Annotated in this window: 16 protein-coding genes; 13 read left to right on the forward strand and 3 right to left on the reverse strand. The window is 65.2% G+C overall.

Annotated elements, in window-relative coordinates; all coding sequences use genetic code 11:
* Positions 1-20 precede the first annotated feature (20 nt).
* The 3 genes from AB1411_04810 (at position 21) to AB1411_04820 (ending at position 3,421) form a co-directional block, all read left to right on the forward strand.
* Entirely contained in the window at positions 21-1,094 is a 1,074-nt protein-coding gene (locus AB1411_04810) for a tRNA pseudouridine(13) synthase TruD (GenBank protein ID MEW6542915.1), read from the forward strand.
* 26 nt (positions 1,095-1,120) lie between these two features.
* Complete coding sequence (locus tag AB1411_04815) at positions 1,121-2,365, forward strand: TIGR00300 family protein (protein ID MEW6542916.1); 1,245 nt, start codon at positions 1,121-1,123, stop codon at positions 2,363-2,365.
* Between the two features lie 255 nt (positions 2,366-2,620).
* The gene (locus AB1411_04820) at positions 2,621-3,421 is read left to right on the forward strand and encodes an arginine deiminase-related protein (protein ID MEW6542917.1); all 801 of its coding nucleotides are present in this window, start codon (positions 2,621-2,623) and stop codon (positions 3,419-3,421) included.
* 50 nt (positions 3,422-3,471) lie between these two features.
* Here the strand turns inward: AB1411_04820 and AB1411_04825 are convergent, their stop codons facing one another.
* Positions 3,472-3,849 carry a zinc ribbon domain-containing protein gene (locus AB1411_04825; GenBank protein ID MEW6542918.1) on the reverse strand — a complete coding sequence of 126 codons (378 nt, stop codon included), beginning with the start codon at positions 3,847-3,849 and terminating at the stop codon, positions 3,472-3,474.
* Between the two features lie 123 nt (positions 3,850-3,972).
* On the opposite strand from AB1411_04825, the gene AB1411_04830 reads away from it, so the two are divergent.
* On the forward strand, positions 3,973-5,223 hold the full coding sequence (locus AB1411_04830; protein MEW6542919.1) for a cache domain-containing protein: 1,251 nt from the start codon (positions 3,973-3,975) through the stop codon (positions 5,221-5,223).
* A gap of 78 nt (positions 5,224-5,301) precedes the next feature.
* Here the strand turns inward: AB1411_04830 and AB1411_04835 are convergent, their stop codons facing one another.
* Both AB1411_04835 and AB1411_04840 read right to left on the reverse strand, forming a co-directional pair.
* Positions 5,302-8,751 carry a PAS domain S-box protein gene (locus tag AB1411_04835; protein MEW6542920.1) on the reverse strand — a complete coding sequence of 1,150 codons (3,450 nt, stop codon included), beginning with the start codon at positions 8,749-8,751 and terminating at the stop codon, positions 5,302-5,304.
* A 99-nt stretch (positions 8,752-8,850) separates the two neighbouring features.
* Positions 8,851-9,543 carry a response regulator transcription factor gene (locus tag AB1411_04840; protein MEW6542921.1) on the reverse strand — a complete coding sequence of 231 codons (693 nt, stop codon included), beginning with the start codon at positions 9,541-9,543 and terminating at the stop codon, positions 8,851-8,853.
* A gap of 340 nt (positions 9,544-9,883) precedes the next feature.
* Here AB1411_04840 and AB1411_04845 point away from each other — a divergent pair, with 340 nt between their 5' ends.
* The 9 genes from AB1411_04845 (at position 9,884) to AB1411_04885 (ending at position 18,542) form a co-directional block, all read left to right on the forward strand.
* Positions 9,884-10,288 (forward strand): globin, encoded by a 405-nt coding sequence (locus AB1411_04845; protein MEW6542922.1) that lies wholly within the window; start codon positions 9,884-9,886, stop codon positions 10,286-10,288.
* A 41-nt stretch (positions 10,289-10,329) separates the two neighbouring features.
* Positions 10,330-11,187, forward strand: coding sequence for a response regulator (locus AB1411_04850; protein MEW6542923.1), 858 nt, complete (start codon positions 10,330-10,332; stop codon positions 11,185-11,187).
* A 190-nt stretch (positions 11,188-11,377) separates the two neighbouring features.
* The gene (locus AB1411_04855; GenBank protein ID MEW6542924.1) at positions 11,378-12,517 is read left to right on the forward strand and encodes a methyl-accepting chemotaxis protein; all 1,140 of its coding nucleotides are present in this window, start codon (positions 11,378-11,380) and stop codon (positions 12,515-12,517) included.
* A 93-nt stretch (positions 12,518-12,610) separates the two neighbouring features.
* Positions 12,611-12,982, forward strand: a complete 372-nt coding sequence (locus AB1411_04860) for a response regulator (GenBank protein MEW6542925.1) — start codon at positions 12,611-12,613, stop codon at positions 12,980-12,982.
* A 98-nt stretch (positions 12,983-13,080) separates the two neighbouring features.
* The gene (locus AB1411_04865) at positions 13,081-15,252 is read left to right on the forward strand and encodes a chemotaxis protein CheA (protein ID MEW6542926.1); all 2,172 of its coding nucleotides are present in this window, start codon (positions 13,081-13,083) and stop codon (positions 15,250-15,252) included.
* Between the two features lie 58 nt (positions 15,253-15,310).
* Positions 15,311-15,568, forward strand: a complete 258-nt coding sequence (locus tag AB1411_04870) for a hypothetical protein (protein MEW6542927.1) — start codon at positions 15,311-15,313, stop codon at positions 15,566-15,568.
* A gap of 105 nt (positions 15,569-15,673) precedes the next feature.
* The gene (locus AB1411_04875) at positions 15,674-16,192 is read left to right on the forward strand and encodes a chemotaxis protein CheW (protein ID MEW6542928.1); all 519 of its coding nucleotides are present in this window, start codon (positions 15,674-15,676) and stop codon (positions 16,190-16,192) included.
* Positions 16,193-16,238: 46 nt separating this feature from the next.
* Positions 16,239-16,727: a DUF420 domain-containing protein gene (locus AB1411_04880; protein MEW6542929.1), complete on the forward strand. Its 489-nt coding sequence runs from the start codon at positions 16,239-16,241 to the stop codon at positions 16,725-16,727.
* A gap of 27 nt (positions 16,728-16,754) precedes the next feature.
* The gene (locus AB1411_04885; GenBank protein MEW6542930.1) at positions 16,755-18,542 is read left to right on the forward strand and encodes a methyl-accepting chemotaxis protein; all 1,788 of its coding nucleotides are present in this window, start codon (positions 16,755-16,757) and stop codon (positions 18,540-18,542) included.
* The last annotated feature ends 31 nt before the right edge of the window (positions 18,543-18,573 follow it).

The raw sequence follows: 18,573 nt of genomic DNA on the forward strand, positions 1-18,573 counted from the left end.
CAGGGGGAGGGACGTGGAACATGGTTGAGCGGGTCTGGCCGTACCTGACGGAGTCGGTGCCCGGCATCGGAGGACGGATCCGCACGGTTCCCGAGGACTTCTGCGTGGAGGAGCGGCCCCTCTATCTGCCCTGCGGCGAGGGCGAGCACCTCTACCTCCGCGTCACCAAGCGCGGGCTGCCCACGCCCCAGATGGTCACCCGCTTCGCCTCGACGCTGGGGGTGAAGGCCCGCTGCATCGGCGTCGCCGGGCTCAAGGACGCCAACGCCGTCACGACCCAAATGGTGTCGGTGCAAGGGGCTGGTGAGGCGTCGCTCTCCCGGCTCCGCGCCGACCCTCACATCCTCTCCCTCGAGGTGCTCGGGCGGCACCGGAACCGGCTGCGAACCGGCCACCATGCCGGGAACTCCTTTCGCCTGGTGGTGCGGGGCGTCCACCAGGGCGCCCGGGCGTCGGTCCCGCTGATCTTGGAGGATCTCGCCCGTCGCGGGGTGCCGAACTTCTTCGGGCCGCAACGGCAGGGGCGGGAAGGCCTGAACCATCAAATCGGCGCGGCGTTGCTCCGCGACGAAGCCCGGCGGGCCCGGATGCCGAGGTCCAAGCGCCTCTGGTACATGCACGCCTACCAGTCGGTGCTCTTCAACGACATCCTGGCCCGGCGCATCCAGGGGATCGACCGGCTATTGGCCGGGGACTGGGCGATGAAGCACGCGAACGGCGCCTGTTTCCTCGTGGAGCAGCCGGACGTGGAGCAGCTGAGGGCGGCCGCCTTCGAGATCAGCCCCACCGGCCCGCTGTTCGGCTCGCGGGCCCCCTGGGCGACGGGAGAGCCGGGGACGATCGAACGAGCCGCGGCTGCGGAGCTGGACGCGACGCCGGAGTCGCTCACCGAGGCCGCGGCCTCCTGCGGCTTCCGGGGGGAGCGACGGCCCCTGCGCGTTCCGTTGCGGGACCTGGACTGGTCGCTCGATGGCGAGATTCTGACCCTCTCCTTCACCCTGCCTCCAGGCGGCTATGCGACCAGCGTGCTCCGCGAGTTGATGAAGACCGGGGAACTGGACGGGGTCCGGCCGCAGGGCCGGCCTGCCGCATGATAAAATGAAGGGCGAGCGAGGGCGCCATGGCTTCCGCACACGAGACGGTCATCCTCCGCGGCCACATCATTGACTCGCTGATCCTGGCCAAGGTGCTCGACACCATCCTCATGATGGGTGGGACCTTCGACCTCGAGGAGGTCCGAATCGGCGCCACGCGGGGCGAGCCCTCCTTTGCCCGGATCGTCGTCCGGGCCTCGTCGGCCCGGTTGCTGGAAGAGATCCTCGAAGCGATCCAGCCCCACGGGGCTTCGGTCGAGCGGGAGTCGGACTGCGCGATCGAGCCAGCCCCGGCCGACGGGATCCTGCCCGAGTCCTTCTACCCCACGACCCATCTCCCGACCCAGGTCCGCCTGAAGGGCGAATGGATCGACGTGGAGCGGATCGAGATGGACCTCGCGATCCGCGTGGACGCCGGGCTTGCCGCGGCCCGGGCCGTGCCGATGGGGGAGGTGCGCAAGGGCGACCTGGTCGTCACCGGACGCGAGGGCATTCGGGTCCTCCCGCTGGAGCGGCCCATGGAGCGGGACGTCTTCGGGTTCATGGAGGCGCAGGTCTCGGCGGAGCGGCCCCACGGCCACATCATTGCCGACATCGCCCGCCGCATGCAGAGCCTGCGGGAGGATCGGGGGGCGGGGAAGCCGATCGGCAAGGTCCTGCTGGCCGGCGGTCCCGCCATCGTTCATGCGGGCGGCCGGGAGGCCCTGGCCTGGCTGATCGAGTCCGGCTTCATCCACGTCCTCTTCGCCGGCAACGCGCTGGCGGCCCACGACTTGGAGGCGCACCTGTTCGGAACCTCCCTGGGGTACCGGCTGGCCGCGGGCCGGGCCGTTCCGCACGGCCACGAGCATCACCTGCGCACGATCAACCGCATCCGGGCGATCGGCAGCATCGAGCAGGCGGTCCGGTCCGGCGTCGTCACGGAGGGAATCATGGCGGCCTGCGTCCGGCGCGGCGTCCACCTGGTGCTGGCCGGCTCGATCCGGGACGACGGGCCGCTGCCCGGGGTCATCACGGACACGGTGGCGGCGCAGCGGGCCATGCGGGCGGCCTTGCCGGGCGTGGGGTTGGCCCTGCTCGTGGCCTCTACGCTCCATGCGGTGGCGACGGGCAATCTGCTGCCGGCCACGGTGCCCACGGTCTGCGTGGACGTGAATCCCTCGGTGCCGACCAAGCTGGCCGACCGGGGCAGCTTCCAGGCCGTCGGTCTCGTCATGGACGCAGCCTCGTTCCTGCGGGAGCTGGCGCGCGAACTGGGGTGGAAGGGATGAGCGGTATGAACATGCGGGTCCTGTCGCTGAACAGCCCCACCGTGCTCACTCCACCCATCCCCCAGTGGGGGCCGTCTGGTTGATCGGATTCGTCAAGCTGGGCCATGCCATATGACATTCGATCGCCGTTCCGCCGCTCTCCCCTTCCGTTGCGCGCGGCGGGGCACCCCGTTCAGCGCCACCCGCATGTTCAGGTTGCGAGGGTGAGCCGAATAGCCATGTGAGCGCGGAGGGCGTCGCTCCTGCGGAGGATCTATGAGCCGGCTGCTGGTCTGCCCGCCCGAGTACTTCCGCATCGACTACGAGATCAACCCCTGGATGCGCGTGTCCAACGTGGTGGACCCGGAGCGGGCCCGCACGCAGTGGTCGGGGTTGATGAAGGTTCTCGCGGAAGAAGTCGGGGCGGCGCTGGAGACGGTGCCGCCGGTGCCGGGTCTGCCGGACATGGTCTTTACGGCCAATGCGGGCGTCGTCTCGGGATGGCTGGCGGTGCCGAGCCGGTTCCGCCACCGGGAGCGGCAGAAGGAGGAGGAGCATTTCACCCGCTGGTTCCGGGCGCACGGCTACGACGTGGTGCTTCTGGACGAGGGGCTCTACTTCGAGGGGGCCGGGGACCTGCTCGGGTTTCCAGACGTCTGGTTCGGCGGGTACCGGCAGCGGAGCGACATCCGCGCCTATGTCCGGCTGAGCGAGCTCTTCGACCGCGAGATCATCCCGTTGGAGCTCGTGGACGGCCGGTTCTACCACCTGGATACCTGCTTCTGTCCCCTGAGCGGGGGCGAGCTGCTCTATTACCCGCCCGCCTTCGACGACTATGCCCGGACCGTCGTGGCCGACCGGATCGAGGAGGCGCGGCGGATCGCCGTGCCCGAGGCGGAGGCGCTCCGGTTCGCCTGCAACGCGGTCTGCGTGGGCAAGCACGTGGTCCTGCCGGCCGGGTGTCCTGACACGGTGGCGCGGTTGGAGGCGAGCGGGTACCGGCCCCATCCCGTGCCGCTGGACGAGTTCATGAAGGCGGGCGGCTCCGCCAAGTGCCTCACGCTGGCCCTCGACTGAATCTGCGACGCTCGTTCCTCGTCGCTCGTCACTCGCGGACGCTTCACGCCTCACGGCTTCCGGCGGAACAGCCACGCAGCGTAGAGCCCGGCCACGGCGATCGTGGTCAGCTCGACCGTGAGGAGCAACCGGCTGACGACGCCGGGCTGCGTGCGGCCGTTCACGCTTGCGTCGGGCGGGCTCAGCAGGAAATGAAAGCCCAGAAATTCCGGCGGCTGGCCTGGCGGGGTCTCCCAGGGCGGAAACAGGAGCGCGAGGAGGAGGAGCCCGGCCATCACGTAGAGCGCCGGCAGGTTCAACTCCCCCTTGTCCGGCGGGCTGGCGCCTTCCGGAGAGTCGGCCGACGGGAAACGAAGGACGGGCTTCCCGCAGTGGGTGCAGAACCGGCTGGCGTCATCGAGGGACTGGCCGCAGGATCGGCAGGTCATCAGCTCCCAGACTACCTCCAAGCCCGGCAGGTTGCTACCCCCCAAGCTCAATGAATTCCAGTTCCTCTGTAGGCGGGTGCTTGCGCGGCACCGTCTGGTCGGGTACAGTAGGGCTCCAGCCCCATGGCCCAACCGTCCGATCGGCTGACCATCCGCACACGCCCCGCGCCCATCAGCGGCGGTCTTCCGCTGAAATTGATCCTGTGGCTGATGCTCGTGCTCGTCCTGCCATTCGCGGCGGGCTTTTTGGTTTTCCGCGCCGGCGCCACGGGACAGCCTCACGGGCTTCAACAGACCGCAGTGCAAGCCGCGAAGGCGACGTTAGCCGCTCTGGACCGCCTGGTGTCCGAGCGGTCCCGAGACGTGTTGCTCGTGTCGGCGCTGCCGCAGGTCAGGGCCCTCGAGGCGGATCACCTCCCGGGCGTCCTCGACCTGTTGGTGGCGACCAGCGGCCCCACCTACGAGCTGGCTTTCGTCGCGAACCAGCAGGGACAGGTGCTGGCGGTCAACGGAATGGACGGAGAGGGCCATGCCGTTCCCTCCGCACAGCTCGTTGGGAGCATGGTGTCCGAGGCTCCGTGGTTTAGGCAAGCCATGGAGGCGGCTCCAACCGTGGTCGTCGAGGACTTTCACGACGATCCCCTGGTGCAGACGCTCTTCGGCGCCGGCTCGCCGGTTCTGAGCCTGTCGGTTCCCATCCTGAACGACCTCGGCTCGGCGGTCGGGGTGCTGTCGGTCAGACTTTCCTCGGAGCCGTTTCAGGAGGTCCTGGCGCGTCACGGTGAGGCGGCTTCCGAGGCTCTTTCGCTGGTCCTGCTGAACGGGCGCGGGGAGCCGCTGCTCGGGACGGGCCAGGCTTTGCAGCTCGACCGGCCGCTGCTGGCTTCGGCCGACGCCGGCGAGACCCTGGCTCGGTCTGGCTTGGATTGGCGGGTGCAGGCTCGCTACCGGACCGGTCAGCTTTCCCAAAGCCCCATAGGTGGAATCTGGCTGGGGTTGGGTCTGTATGGGCTCTTGGTCGCAGTCGGCACGATCCGAATGGTCAGGCAACACCTTCGCCAAGAGACGGTTAGATCTCCGGCGTCGCGGGCCGGCGAACTGCAAGCCCACGAAGACCAGCGAAATGGGAAAGGGCGGAAAGCGCAGGGCCAGACGATTCGGAGTTTGGAGCAACTCCTGGCGGCGCGCACCGAAGAGCTGAACGAAGTTCGCCGGGAGCTGGAGAGGGTGCGGGCCGGGAGCGCAACGAGGGAAAAGGGGCCCTCCCAAGGGGCGGAGATCGGGGAGAAGCCCAGGCCGAAGAGGCGATTGCCGAGCTTGGCTCAAACGAGCGAGGCGATGCGGGCGGGACTGAAGGGCCACCCGGGGCCCTGACCGGCTCGGCAACGGAAGATGCGGGGGCGTCGGGCCCTGGTCGAGCGGGCAGCGTCTCGATGCGACGGTAGGAGGGGTTCAGTTCTCGTCGGCCGACTCGCTCTCCGGCGGGGGAGGCGCGTCCAAGACCTCCCGGATCTTGCGGGCCAAGTCGCGGGGGAAGAACGGTTTGCGGATCATGTGTGCGCTCCAGCCCGGTCCTTCCCGTTCGATGACCGCGTCGTCCGTGTAGCCGGTCATGAAGAGAACCTTCAGCTCCGGCCGAGCCTGCGTCAGCCGATCCGCCAGTTCGCGCCCGTTGAGGCGCGGCATCACGACATCGGTCAGCAAGAGGTGGATCGGTCCTTCGTGGCGGGTCCCGAGCGCGAGCGCCTCGCTGCCGTCGCGCGCTTCCAATACACGATAGCCGGCTCTGTTCAGCGTCTCGCGTATGAGCGTTCGGACTGCATCTTCATCCTCGACGAGAAGAATGGTCTCGGAGCATGTGGCTGGCTCACCCACCGGTTCGGAGGGCTCGTGGCGGGGCGGCTTCTCCAGAACCCTGGGCAGGTACACTGCGAAGGTCGCGCCCTGCCCGGGCGCGCTCTGGACCGAAATGGCTCCGCCGCTTTGCTTGACGATGCCGTAGACGCTGGCCAGGCCCAGCCCCGTCCCCTTGCCCTGCTCCTTCGTGGTGAAGAAGGGCTCGAAAATGCGGGCCTGCGTCTCCGCGTCCATGCCGTGGCCCGTGTCGGTCACGGCCAGCTTGACATACGGGCCGGGTTGCACGCTGCCGAGCCGGCGGGCGAGCGCCGGGTCGATTTCGACGTTCGAAGTTTCGATCGTCAGCGTCCCGCCCTCCGGCATGGCGTCGCGGGCATTGACGACCAGGTTCATGACGACCTGCTCCATCTGGGCCTGGTCGGCTTTCACGCACCGGAGGCTGCGGTCCAGTGCCATGACCAGGTTGATGTGCTCGCCGATGAGCCGCCGGAGCATGTCGCCCATGGAGACCACGCAGTCGTTGAGACTCAGCACCCTGGGTTCCAACACCTGCCTCCGGCTGAAGGCCAGCAATTGGCGGGTCAGGGAAGCCGCCCTTTCCCCGGCCTTTTTGATTTCCAGCGGATAGCGGCGCAGCGCATCGTTCGGGTCCAAGTGCTCCAACAGGGCCGCGCTGTATCCGTTGATCACCATCACGAGGTTGTTGAAATCGTGGGCGATGCCGCCCGCCAGACGCCCGATGGCCTCCATCTTCTGCGCCTGGCGGAGCTGCTCTTCCAGCTTGAGACGCTCGGTGATGTCCGCGAAGGAAACGACCGCACCCGTAATGCGCCCGCTCTCGACGATGGGGGACACCGAATATTGGGCGGCGAACGCGGTCCCGTCGCGACGCCATAAGACCTCGTTCTCGCGGCGGGCTCCTTGGCCGGTCCGGCATGCGGAGAGGATCGGGCATTCCTCGATCGGATACGGCGAGCCATCGGACCGCGAATGGTGAATCAATTCGTGCATGTTCTTCCCGATCGCTTCGTGCGGCCCATATCCGAGCATCGCGGCCCCGGCTTTGTTGATAAACGTGCAGCGGGCATGCAAGTCGAGGCCGAAAATGCCCTCGCCGGTGGATTCCAGGAGCAGGAGCCGCTCCCGGGTGACCCTGTTGCGCTCCTGTTCCGCCTGCTTCAGCGCGGTGATGTCCTGGATGACAAGGATGATCTCGCCCGTCGCGTCCATGCTCCGAGCGATGAGGCGGCAGGAAGTGATGCCGGCGTCGGGTAGCCGGTACTCTCGCTCCTGGACGGCCGGCGCCTTGCTCGTGCGCACGGAGCGCAGCAATTCCGAGAGGCTCTCGATCTGCAGGAGCGTCTCGATGGGCTGGCCGATGGTGTCCCGTTCGTCCCGTTGAATCATTTCGTGAAACGTCCGGTTGGCGAACCGGACGACATTCTGTTCATCCAGCCGCAGGATCGAGACCGGCAGGGCAGCCATCGTCGTGCGGTACAGCCTTTCGGCCGTCCGGATCTGATTCAGAAAATAGCCGTTTTCGATGGCGACCCCGGCCTCGGCGGCAAGGGTCGCAATCACCTCTTCGTCCACGTCCGTAAACTCCGATCCCCCGATTTTGTCGGCCAGATAGAGCCGACCGAGGATTCTTCCGTGCGCGCGAACGCACACTCCCAAGAACGAGCGCATCGGCGGGTGGTGGGGAGGGAATCCGCTGAACGCGGGGTGCCGGCTCAGGTCCGTGAGGCGGAGCACGTCGCTCTCCTGGGTCAGGAACCCCAGGAGGCCCCTTCCGGTCGGCCAGGAGCCGATGGCGTGCTCGGTCGCCTCGTCCATCCCGACCGTGATGAATTGGGCGAGGCTTTTCCCGGTCTCATCGAGCAGGCCGAAAGCCCCGTACCGGGCCCCGGTGACCTGCGTCGCGATATTCACGAGCAGCCGGAGGAACTCGGTCAGGGCGAAGTCCGAGCTCACTTCGGCTGTTTCCCGCTGCAAGGCCCCGCTCACGGTGTGCAGGCCCTTGAGTCGCACGAGCTGGTCCGCCGAATGGGACCATTCCTTCCGCAGGCGGGTGGTCGTCCAGACGAGGAGGCCGAGCATGGGGATGAACAGCAGAGCCCCTCCTGCTCCAACTTTGAAGAGAACATCCCGGATTGGGCGCAGAATGTCGCTCCGGTCCATCCGCACCAGAATCCCCCACTGAAAGCCGGGAAATTCTCTGTGTCCCGCAGTCTTTGCATAGCCGGTGACGACCTGGACCCGGCGGCGTGGGTGCAGCTCTTCGACGTAGCCAGGCTCCGCTTCCGCGCTCAACCTGGCCGACGGCACGCCGAGCTGCCTCAGGTTGACCTTCCCTTCCTGCCGCAGCAGGGAGTCGGCGACCAGGGTGCCGTCTCGTGCCAGGAACTGCCATTCGATCCGACTGGCGGGGCCCCGCTGCGCTTGGAACGTGCCGACCGTGCGGGAGAACACGTCTTCCAATTCCGAGAGGCCGACCCGCGTCGTCACGACTCCCAGGAATCGCCCGTCGGCGCCTCTGATCGGAGCCGAGAAGCCTACCGTGCGGTCTGTGCCCGTCTCCGGGGAAACCGAGACGTCCTGGAGCTGAGCGCCAACCCCGTCGCGCGTCGCCCGAAACCAAGCCTCCCGGCTTCGATCGAGCCCCACTGTGGCCGGATTGGTCGCGGCGATGATTCGACCCGCCGCGTCGGTCACGCCCAACCAACGGTAAAGCGGGTACCGCTCTTTCATCCCGTCGAGGTATTTCGCTAGGGCCGCCGGATTGCGCATTTTCTCCGGAAAGGCGTCAGCCATCATTTGGGCGTCGCCGTACCGTTCGAAGAGGACGTGGTCCAGCTTGTCCGCAACGTCGGCGGCGAGCACCGTCAGACTTTCCCCCGTGCTCGTGACGAGGCGGGTCTCGAGATAGTGAAGGGCCAGGCTGCCGACGATCATGACCGTCGCCGTCATGGCGGCGATGAGGAAAGGCAGCCACCGGTAGGCCGGCGTGCCGGTCGCTGGAGCCGGTGTGTGAGGGAGTCGCACCCAGTCCCCCCCGGTTTAACGAGAAAGTTCCGCTACTTTATCGGGCTTCGGTCACGAAATCTTCAGGATGGGAAAGCACGACATCGGTCGTGACACGCGCTACAGGGAGGCGAGCTTGCTGCGCAGCGCAAGCCGGATGAGGTCCGTCCTCCCGCGCACGGTCAACTTGGAGCGGAGCCGGTTGATATGGCCCTCGACGGTCCGCACGCTGAGGCGCAGAGCCGACGCGATGTCCTTGTTCGACAACCCCTCTCCGACGAGCCTGAGGATCTGGCGCTCGCGTTGCGAGAGCTTCGCGAGCGAAGGTTCGCGCTCCGTCTCCGGAATCAGCTCCTCAGGCGAGCCCAATGCTTCGGGGTACACGGCTCCATTCACCGCCAGGCTGCGCGTGGTCCTGCCCAGGTAGACGACGATCTCGCACTGTCCGGGCGGGGCGCCCTCGCCGCGGTGAACGGCGACCTTGCTCGGTCCGAACCGGTTCCCCGCGATCCCGCCCAGAATGCCCGATTCCACCAGGCAGACGTTGGGGTCGCCGTTCGCCCGCGCTCCGAACGGGCAGACCGGAATCCGGAATGTGACCGCGTCTGCGGTCGCCTCCTTCAGCGAGCATTCCCACCCCCAGCGGCGCCCCAAGCTCTCGATGCAGCGAACATAGTCCTCCCTGGAGAATGGCGTGCCTGGTTTGGGGGGCTCCGCACAGAGGCGGACCGCCTGTTCCCCCATACTCGCACCGATTTGGCGCAACAGTTTTTCGTAGACCGTTGGGTGGAGCAGGGCCCTGACGGAGTCCATGAGCTGACCCAAGGAACTTCGGATAAACTCCAAGGGGGGAGCATCGGATGATGAAGGATGGGACGAGGGAAACATCGGGTGGAAATACCACAATTTCCCTGACAGAACAATCGGTGCCGCAGGGCAAGAAGGCTATAACGTAGAGACACCCTGTGCGATCGGGTGTGGCCACGTATCAAGTCTCTCCGTTATTCGCCGATACAGTCCAACGTATGCATGGGCGCGTTCAGGTCCGGTTTCCCGGATCGAACGCGCTCTGGTGGGTGAGACCGGCTCATGCGGTTCGTGCCCGCCGAGCCACACATCATTCGTCCGTCAACCTTAAGGAGGAGGTGCCTTGATGCCCGCTGTCACGATGTCGCCTGTGAAGGACAGCTTCGGTCGCTGCTGCATCAACCCGAACTTCATCGATCGGTTTTATGAGATCTTCCTGGCCAGTCATCCCGCAATCGCGCCGATGTTCCGCAATACCGACTTCACGAGGCAGAAACAGTTGCTGCGAGCCGGTTTGAACATGGTGCTGATGCACCACGACCACAATCCCGTCGGGACCCAAGGACTGGATCGCATCGGCCAGAGCCATGGCCGTCAGAAGCTGAACATCGACCCCTTGCTCTACAAGTACTGGGTTGAGAGTCTCGTCAAAGCCGTCAAGGAATGCGATCCGCAGTGCGACGGCAAACTCGAAGACGAATGGCGCGCAGTTTTGAGGAACGGAACCGCGTACATCATGGCCAAGTATTGAGATCGTGGGCGATTATTCCAGCGTTGCCGGGAGGTCCGGGTATGGTGGCTGAGTGCTGCGCCCCAGACGTGCAATTCGACGGAATCGCCGGCGGGGCGGCCGTGACACCCTCTTGCCACGTCGGCCGCATTTTGATCGCGGAGGACGTGGAGCAGGTTCGCCAGTTCATGACGGAATTGCTGCACCGTGCGGGCTATCGCTGCGATTGTGTCGGCACTGCCCGGGAAGCCCTCCAAGCCCTGGCTACCCGCGCTTACGACCTCCTCATCACCGACATCCACATGCCGGACAATAACTCGCTGACGTATCTTCAAGCCTGCCAGGGCGGCGCGCCTCCGGTCCCCGTCATCGTGATCACGAGCTATCCGTCCGTCGGAACCGCCGTGGAGGCGGTCCGTCTTTCCGTGGTGGATTACCTCATCAAGCCCGTGGAGGGCGCCGCGCTGATCGAAAGCGTCGGCCGAGCCGTCGGGAAAGGCCGGATTTTGCGATCTCTGCGCAAGGTCCGCGAAGAGATCCGGATCTGGGACGAAGCGATGGACCGATTGGAGAAATCGCTCATTGCCTCCGAGAGTCCGGATGCCGGGACCAGGGACGCCTGGCAGACGGGATCTGTGCTCGAACGGACCCGGCTGCTCTTCGGCCAGATTGCGGCGAGCCTCAAGATTGTGCTCGAGACGGCGAAGCCTGAGTGGCCCGGTCAACGAAACGTGGACGTGTGCGCGCTCGTCCGGTGCTCGAAGGTGGCCGAGTACGAGGCGGCCCTACGCCGGACGGTCGAGGTGTTGGTGCAGACCAAGAGCGCATTCAAGTCCAAGGATCTGGGCGATTTGCGGAAGACGCTCACGGGCCTCTTGAAGAAAGAAGCGAACGAGGCGCCTCAAGTTTCCCAGTGCTAGACCGATAAGTGGACAAGACCATTCAAGCCGCGCACCGGACGGGTGAGCGGTCGTCTTAACGGGCAGGATACCAGGCCTGCAAGTTGAAGGCGCAATCAGGATGTCTTCCCTGCGTGGGGAAGCGCCGGTTGCGCCTTTTTTATTGGCACTCGCATCGGCCGCCGCGCTTGGATCGTCGGAAAGGAAACCCATGAGGACGTTGTGGTGGTGGCTGCCCGATCTGCTCCTGGTCGCCGGCGGGGCGGTCTTGTGGGGGCGGTGGTGGGTCCGGCAGAGGAACCTGGAACGGGCGCTCGCGGAAGCCGAAACCGGCAAGGCGCGGATGGCGGTGCGCTGTGCGGAATGGGAAGAGTTTGCCGGCGCCGTGGCGCCTCTGCTGCCCGTTCTGGTCGCCCAGCTCAACTCGATCGTCACTCAAACGGAGTCGGCCGCCCTGGAGCTCTGCGCCAGGTTTCAACGGATTTCGCAACGGGCGAAGGAGCAAGCCGACCAGGCGGAACACCTGTTGGCCGGGACTGGCCACCAACGTGAGGGGGACTCGGCGACGGTGGAAGGGATCCTCCAGGAGATCGACCGCACGCTCCACCAGTTCGTCCAGGACGTCCAAAAGACCGCCCGGGTGACCATGGGCGTCGTGGCGGTCATGGACGAAGTGGACGCCAACACCAAAGCCATCGCCGGGATTCTCGGAGAGGTGGAGTTCATCGCGGATCAAACGCGCCTGCTCGCGCTGAATGCGGCAATCGAAGCGGCGCGGGCAGGAGAACACGGACGCGGCTTTTCGGTCGTGGCCGATGAAGTCGCCAAGCTGGCGAACCGGTCGGGCGTCGCCGTGACGAACATCCGCAAGCTGATCAACACCGTGCAGGACAGCACGGGGCGGGCCATCAAGGAATTGGCCGCGCTGGCGTCGGTGGACGTGAGCGCAACGCTGGCGGCCAAGGCGCGGGTGGAAGAGCGGACGCGCACCGTGGTTCAACGGAACGCCGATTTGCACGCCAGGATTCGACTCGCCGATGGCCAAGCGGGCGAGCTCGTCAGCGACATCTCGCAGGTCGTGATGTCCATGCAATTCCAGGACATGACGAGGCAGAAGATCGAGCACGTCACCGCTCCGCTGGCCCGCGTGCACGATTGCATGAAGCAACTGGCGGATTCCGAGGAGGAGCTTTCCCCGCCGTTCCGTGAGACCCTCCGGGAGCTGCGCGCGCTCGATCGTACGTACACGATGGAAGCGGAGCGGACCGTGGCGCGCGCGGTGAGGAGCCGCGACGCTTCGGAGGCGGCTGGAGCCGGTGTCGCGTCGAGCGACAACGTGACGCTCTTCTGATGGCCAGCAGCGAGCGGCTGGCAGCGAACGGTGGGCAGAACACAGATCGGAGCTATCAGCCATTCGCTATTCGCTCTCTTTCGGAGGTTGATAATGGGCAAGCAGATTCTCGTGGTGGATGACTCCGTGACCATGCGGCAAATGGTCAGCTTCACGCTCACCAGCGCCGGCTTCGAGGTGATCGAAGCCGGAGACGGCCAGGAGGCGGTCGGCAAGTTGAACGGCGGAGCCAGGCCGAATCTGGTGATCACGGACCTCAACATGCCCAAGATGGACGGGATTTCCTTGATCAAGGCCGTCCGAGCCATGCCGCCGCTCAAGTTGACGCCCATCCTCATGCTCACGACGGAGTCGGACGAGACCAAGAAGAAGGAGGGGCAGACGGCCGGAGCCACCGGATGGATCGTCAAGCCGTTTAACCCCGAGCAGATGCTGAAGGTGATCGCCAAAGTGATGCCGGTGTAAAGACGGTGAGGGGTAAAGGGTGATGGGTGATGAGCCAGTAGGAGACCGACGTCTCTCCCAGTCATCACCGGTCACCCATCACTGATCGCGAGGTGGTTATGAGCCTGGACCTGTCGAAATTCCAAACGGCCTTCTTCGAGGAGAGCGCCGAGCACGTGGCCACCATGGAGGAGGGGCTGCTGCAGCTCGAGCGGCAACCGGGCGATCTCGATCTGCTCAATCGCATCTTCCGGGCGGCGCACTCCATCAAGGGCAATGCCGGCATGTTCGGGTTCACGGCAGTCGGGGAGTTCACGCACAAGTTGGAGAACCTCCTCGATGCGCTGCGCAATGGGCAGATGGAAGCCGACAAGCCCCTCATCGATCTGCTGCTGGAAGCCGCGGACGCGCTGAAGGGACTGCTGGAGGCCGCCAGGACGAATGGAACGCCCGACGAGGCCGTCGTCGGCCCTCTGGGCGAACGGCTGCGAGCCCGTGTCACTGGTGAGGCCACAGGCGCGAGGTCCGAGGCCCGAGGCACTGGGCAAGACAATTCGACCTCTTGCCCCGCGCCGAGTCTGCGCCGCTACGCCATCACCTGGGCGCCGTCCCCCACGGTCTTTCAGCGGGGGATTGATCCAAGCCTCATTCTTCGTGAACTCCGAAGCCTTGGCGCTCTCACGTCCCCGGCGGGAGATCTGGATCACCTGCCCTCCCTCGACGACCTCGCCACCATGGCATGCGCGCCATCCTGGACCCTGACGTTGGTCTCCGACCGCCCGAGGCAAGAGATCGAAGATGTCTTTCTGTTCGTGCGGGATGACGGCGTGCTGACGATCACGGAAAACAGCGTCTCTCGTGAAGCGTATCTCGTCCCTCGTGAAACGCACGACGCTTCACGCACGACGCTTCACGATCCCAAACCCCTCGGTGAAATCCTGGTCGAAGAGGGAGTGATCTCCCGGGACGCGCTGCACCATGCCCTTTCCCAGCAGAAGCGGCTGGGCGAGATTCTGGTGGAGCAAAAGGCCGCCACACCCCAGCAGATCGCCCGGGCCCTGGAACGGCAGCGCAAGCTGGAGCAAGTCGCCCCGGCCAAGAAGGTCGAAACCGGTTCGATCCGGGTGGACACGGAGAAGATTGACAAGCTGATCAACCTGGTCGGTGAACTGGTGATCACCCAGTCCATGTTGAGCGATCTCGGGGCTCACTTCGAGCCGAACCAATTGCCGTTGCTCCTGGAGCGCCTCGCCCAACTCGAACGGAACACCCGCGAGATCCAGGAGCGGGTCATGGCGGTCCGCATGCTGCCCATCGGCACCGCCTTCAACCGCTTCCCGCGTCTGGTCCGAGATTTGGCGGCGAAGAGCGCCAAGCAGATCCAACTCGTGATGTCCGGCGAAGAGACCGAGTTGGATAAGACCGTGATCGAGTCCATCGGAGACCCGCTGACGCACTTGATCAGAAATTCAGCGGATCATGGATTGGAACCGCCGGCGGAGCGGGTCGCGGCCGGAAAGCCGGAGCAGGGCACGATCACGCTCAACGCGTTTCACGAAGGCGGCAGCATCTGTATCACGGTCAGGGACGACGGACGCGGGCTGAACCGGGAGAAAATTCTGGCCAAGGCGCTTCAGCAGGACCTGATCGCCGACGCGGACAGACTGACGGACGAGCAGGTCTGGGCCCTCATCTTCCGGCCCGGCTTCTCGACCGCCGACAAGATTACGGACGTCTCCGGCCGCGGGGTCGGAATGGACGTCGTCAAGCGGAACATCGAGGCCTTGGGCGGAACGGTCAGCATTCGCACCGAGACCGGAAAAGGGACGACCTTTACGCTCAAATTGCCCCTGACCCTGGCCATCATTGACGGGCTGACCGTGCGGGTGGGGCCTGAATCGTACATCGTGCCGCTCCTCTCGGTCGTCGAGTCCATCCAGCCGCAACCGTCCGCCGTCAAAGCGGTCGTCGGCCGGGGCGAGGTGGTGAACGTGCGCGGCGCCTACCTCCCGGTGATGCGGCTGGCCGAGATTTTCGGCGTGGCGCCGGACACCACAGACCCCGCTCACGCGATCCTGGTGATCCTGGAGACCGAAGGCGAGAGGGTTGCGGTCATGGTGGACGAGCTGCTGGGGCAGCAGCAGGTGGTCATCAAGAGCCTGGAGAAGAACTTCCGAAAGGTGGACGGCATGGCGGGGGCCACGATCCTGGGCGACGGGACCGTCGCGTTCATCCTGGACGTCCGGGGCCTCATCGAGCTGGCGCGTCACGGCGCTGCCGTGGCGGCCTAACGTGAAACCTGGAGGTCACACCTTTTTATGATCGTGCACCCACACGGCGATCAGCCCGATGACGGCCAATATCCCAAGAATGAGAAATGCCAAGGTGAGCGGCGTCATGATGTCCCTCCCTTCCCGATGGACAGAGCCAGCAGGAGCGCAAGAGACCGACAAGAAGGCCGACAAGCAATTCAATGAGGCTGAACGGTTTGGTTACGATGGGATTCAAGACCGCCAAGGTAATCGTGACTTTGCAAAGGTCGTAGCAGTATTTCGCCAGGCTGTCTCGATGCCTATCAATATTCACGAGAATACTATAGCGGATTGATTGACAAAGCACAACGGCGTGAAGCGTGAAGAAAAGCGACTCCCCACGAACGACGAGATACGCTTCACGAATAACGAGCGGCGGCATTTAAAGAAGGAGGGCGCAATGGCAACGGCACTGGAAACAGCGGCGGGCGAGCAGGACCAGCAGGCAGGGGCAACCTCGGAGGGGAGCCAGTATCTGACGTTCACCCTGGGGGATGAGTGCTATGGCGTGGACATCCTTCGGGTCCAGGAGATCAAGGGCTATACGGCGGTCACGCGCATCCCGAATACGCCGGACTTCATCAAGGGAGTGTTGAACCTACGGGGCACGATCGTCCCGATCGTGGATCTGCGGACCAAGTTCGGGATGGAGAAGGCGGACCTCACCATGTTCACCGTGATCGTGGTCGTCGTCGTCCGTGACCGCGTCATGGGCGTCATCGTGGATGCGGTGTCGGACGTGCTGAACATCGCCGCGAAGGACGTCCAGCCGCCGCCGGCGTTCGGCGACAAGGTGGATACCAACTTCATCCAGAGCATCGCCAAGTCCGGTGACAAGCTCATCACGCTGCTGGACATTGACCGGGTCCTGTCCTTGGGCGAACTGGCGCAGGCGGAGGCCGCCGCCGCGAGCGCGTGAAACGCACCTCATACCCTTCTCAACCATCCTCCCTCAAGGAGAGAGGATGGAAGGAGGAGAGGAAGTCACCATGGACGGCAAAGCGATCTTCTGGTACGGCGTGCTGCTCAGCATCACGGGGGCCTATCTGGTGGCGCTCGCCGGCGTGCGGTCCGCCAAGCAGCACGACGTGGCCTACCATTCGTGCTTGATGATCCGGGCCTGCACGATCGTCGGCATTTGGCTCGTGGCCTACGTCACCAAACAATTGCTCTTCGGGCGCGAGCGGTTCGGGGGGACCGAGGCCCAGTACTGGACCCTCTATGTCCCGGTCTTCTCGGCGCACATGCTCCTGGCCGTAGCAACCATCGGGATCGGCGCCTACAACCTGTACCAGGGCCTCACGCGGCTGCGATACGGGAGCGTCGGCGCCATGGCGGCGGGCACGTCGCGCCACCGCCGTCTGGGCAAGCTGCTGGTCTGGAGCTTCACCGGCGCCATGGCAACCGCCTATCTCGTCTATTTGATGTTGTTCGTCTGGTTCCCAACTTACTGACCATCTATCAACCAAGGAGGGTGAGCAATGTTTGCCTGGTTCAGCAATATGAAGACGATGGCCAAACTGATGCTGGGGTTTTCGCTCGTCGGGGCCATCATGGCCTTCGTGGGATATACCGGCCTCACGAACATGGGCCGCATCAACGAGAGCACGGAGAACATCTACACCGTGCAGTTGAAACCGCTCATGACCCTGACCAAGGTGCGAGGCATGGTCCATCAAGTCAGGTCATGGGTCGTCCAGGCCGTCCTGGCCGATGACCCGGCGGATCGGACTCAGGCCCTGGCCAAGCTCGAGGAACTGAAGAAGCAGATTGACGAGGGTTCGCAGGCCTTTGAACAAACGATCAGGTCCGAGGAGGTCAAGAAGGCCTATGACGACTTCACCAAGGCCCTGGGAGAGTATCGAGAGGTCCGCGACGGCACCGTGCTCAAGCTGGTGCAAGCGGGGGATCGAGTCGGGGCCACCGCGGCGATGAGGGGGGAAGGGGCGGCCAAGTACAAGGCCGTGGTGGAGGCGATCAACAGGCTGGCGGACACCAAGACGATGATCGCGCAGCGCAAGTACGACGAGGCGAACAGGGTCTACGCCGATTCGAAGGCGCTGTTGACCGGCATCATCGTTGGCGGAATCGGGCTGGGCCTGTTCCTGGGGTGGGTGATCGCCAGGATGATCGCGAAGGGGCTGGCTCAAGTGAACAACGTGGCTCAGCGGGCGGCAGAGGGCGACCTCACCAAGCGGGTCTCGATCGACACCAAGGACGAGATCGGGACGATGGGGGCCGCGTTCAACCAGATGATGGAGGCCATCGCCCGGGTGGTGGGCGAGGTGCGGCACGGTTCCGAGCAGGTCTCGTCGGCCTCGGCTCAGATCAGCGCCGGCACCCAGGACCTCTCGCACCGCACCTCCGAGCAGGCCTCGGCGCTGGAGGAGACCTCCTCGGCCATGGAGGAGATGACCTCCACCGTCAAGCAGAACGCGGACAACGCCAAGCAGGCCAACCAGCTCGGCATCGCCGCCCGCGACACGGCGGAAAAGGGCAGTCAGGTGGTGGCGCAGGCGGTGGCGTCCATGGACGAGATCAACAAGTCCTCGAAGAAGATCGCCGACATCATCGGCGTGATCGACGAAATCGCCTTTCAAACGAACCTGCTGGCGCTCAACGCCGCCGTGGAAGCGGCCAGGGCCGGCGAGCAGGGACGCGGGTTCGCGGTGGTGGCGGCGGAGGTGCGGAATCTGGCGCAGCGCTCCGCCACGGCCGCCAAGGAGATCAAGGGGCTGATCAACGAATCCGTCCAAAAGGTGACGGAGGGCGCGGATCTCGTGAATCGCTGCGGCAAGACGTTGGAGGACATCGTGGCCTCGGTCAAACGGGTCACCGACATCGTGTCGGAGATCGCGGCGGCCTCGCAGGAACAGGCGAGCGGGATCGAGCAGGTCAACAAGGCGGTCATGCAGATGGACGAGACGACCCAGCAGAACGCGGCGCTCGTCGAGGAGTCCGCCTCGGCCTCGGAGAATTTGCAGCAGCAGGCGGCTGAGCTCCTGCAGCAGGTGGAGTTCTTCAAGGTCTCCGACGGGGCCGGGAGCGGGCTCCGTGCGGGAGCTTCGAAGGGACAAGCGACCGCCGCGCCGAAGCCGGCCGCTCATGCCGCCGTCCATCCATCCGGCCACAAGCCGGCGGCGGTGAAGCAGGCCAAGCGGCCGATCGAGCCGAAGGCGGAGCCGGTCTCCGTCGGGGCTGGCAAAGCCAACGGCAACGGCCACGGAGCCCTCCACGCCGACGTGAAGGACGGCTTCGAGGAGTTCTAGGACTGCCCTCCCGTCTGTCTCCTTTCCTCCC

The organism is Nitrospirota bacterium (assembly GCA_040757595.1).
Lineage (GTDB): Bacteria > Nitrospirota > Nitrospiria > Nitrospirales > Nitrospiraceae > JBFLWP01.

Coding starts and splice junctions, on each gene's coding strand:
- AB1411_04810 (MEW6542915.1), top strand. CDS start 21: ATGGTTGAGCGGGTCTGGCCGTACCTGACGGAGTCGGTGCCCGGCATC.
- AB1411_04815 (MEW6542916.1), top strand. CDS start 1,121: ATGGCTTCCGCACACGAGACGGTCATCCTCCGCGGCCACATCATTGAC.
- AB1411_04820 (MEW6542917.1), top strand. CDS start 2,621: ATGAGCCGGCTGCTGGTCTGCCCGCCCGAGTACTTCCGCATCGACTAC.
- AB1411_04825 (MEW6542918.1), bottom strand. CDS start 3,849: ATGACCTGCCGATCCTGCGGCCAGTCCCTCGATGACGCCAGCCGGTTC.
- AB1411_04830 (MEW6542919.1), top strand. CDS start 3,973: ATGGCCCAACCGTCCGATCGGCTGACCATCCGCACACGCCCCGCGCCC.
- AB1411_04840 (MEW6542921.1), bottom strand. CDS start 9,543: ATGGACTCCGTCAGGGCCCTGCTCCACCCAACGGTCTACGAAAAACTG.
- AB1411_04845 (MEW6542922.1), top strand. CDS start 9,884: ATGCCCGCTGTCACGATGTCGCCTGTGAAGGACAGCTTCGGTCGCTGC.
- AB1411_04850 (MEW6542923.1), top strand. CDS start 10,330: ATGGTGGCTGAGTGCTGCGCCCCAGACGTGCAATTCGACGGAATCGCC.
- AB1411_04855 (MEW6542924.1), top strand. CDS start 11,378: ATGAGGACGTTGTGGTGGTGGCTGCCCGATCTGCTCCTGGTCGCCGGC.
- AB1411_04860 (MEW6542925.1), top strand. CDS start 12,611: ATGGGCAAGCAGATTCTCGTGGTGGATGACTCCGTGACCATGCGGCAA.
- AB1411_04865 (MEW6542926.1), top strand. CDS start 13,081: ATGAGCCTGGACCTGTCGAAATTCCAAACGGCCTTCTTCGAGGAGAGC.
- AB1411_04870 (MEW6542927.1), top strand. CDS start 15,311: ATGACGGCCAATATCCCAAGAATGAGAAATGCCAAGGTGAGCGGCGTC.
- AB1411_04875 (MEW6542928.1), top strand. CDS start 15,674: ATGGCAACGGCACTGGAAACAGCGGCGGGCGAGCAGGACCAGCAGGCA.
- AB1411_04880 (MEW6542929.1), top strand. CDS start 16,239: ATGGAAGGAGGAGAGGAAGTCACCATGGACGGCAAAGCGATCTTCTGG.
- AB1411_04885 (MEW6542930.1), top strand. CDS start 16,755: ATGTTTGCCTGGTTCAGCAATATGAAGACGATGGCCAAACTGATGCTG.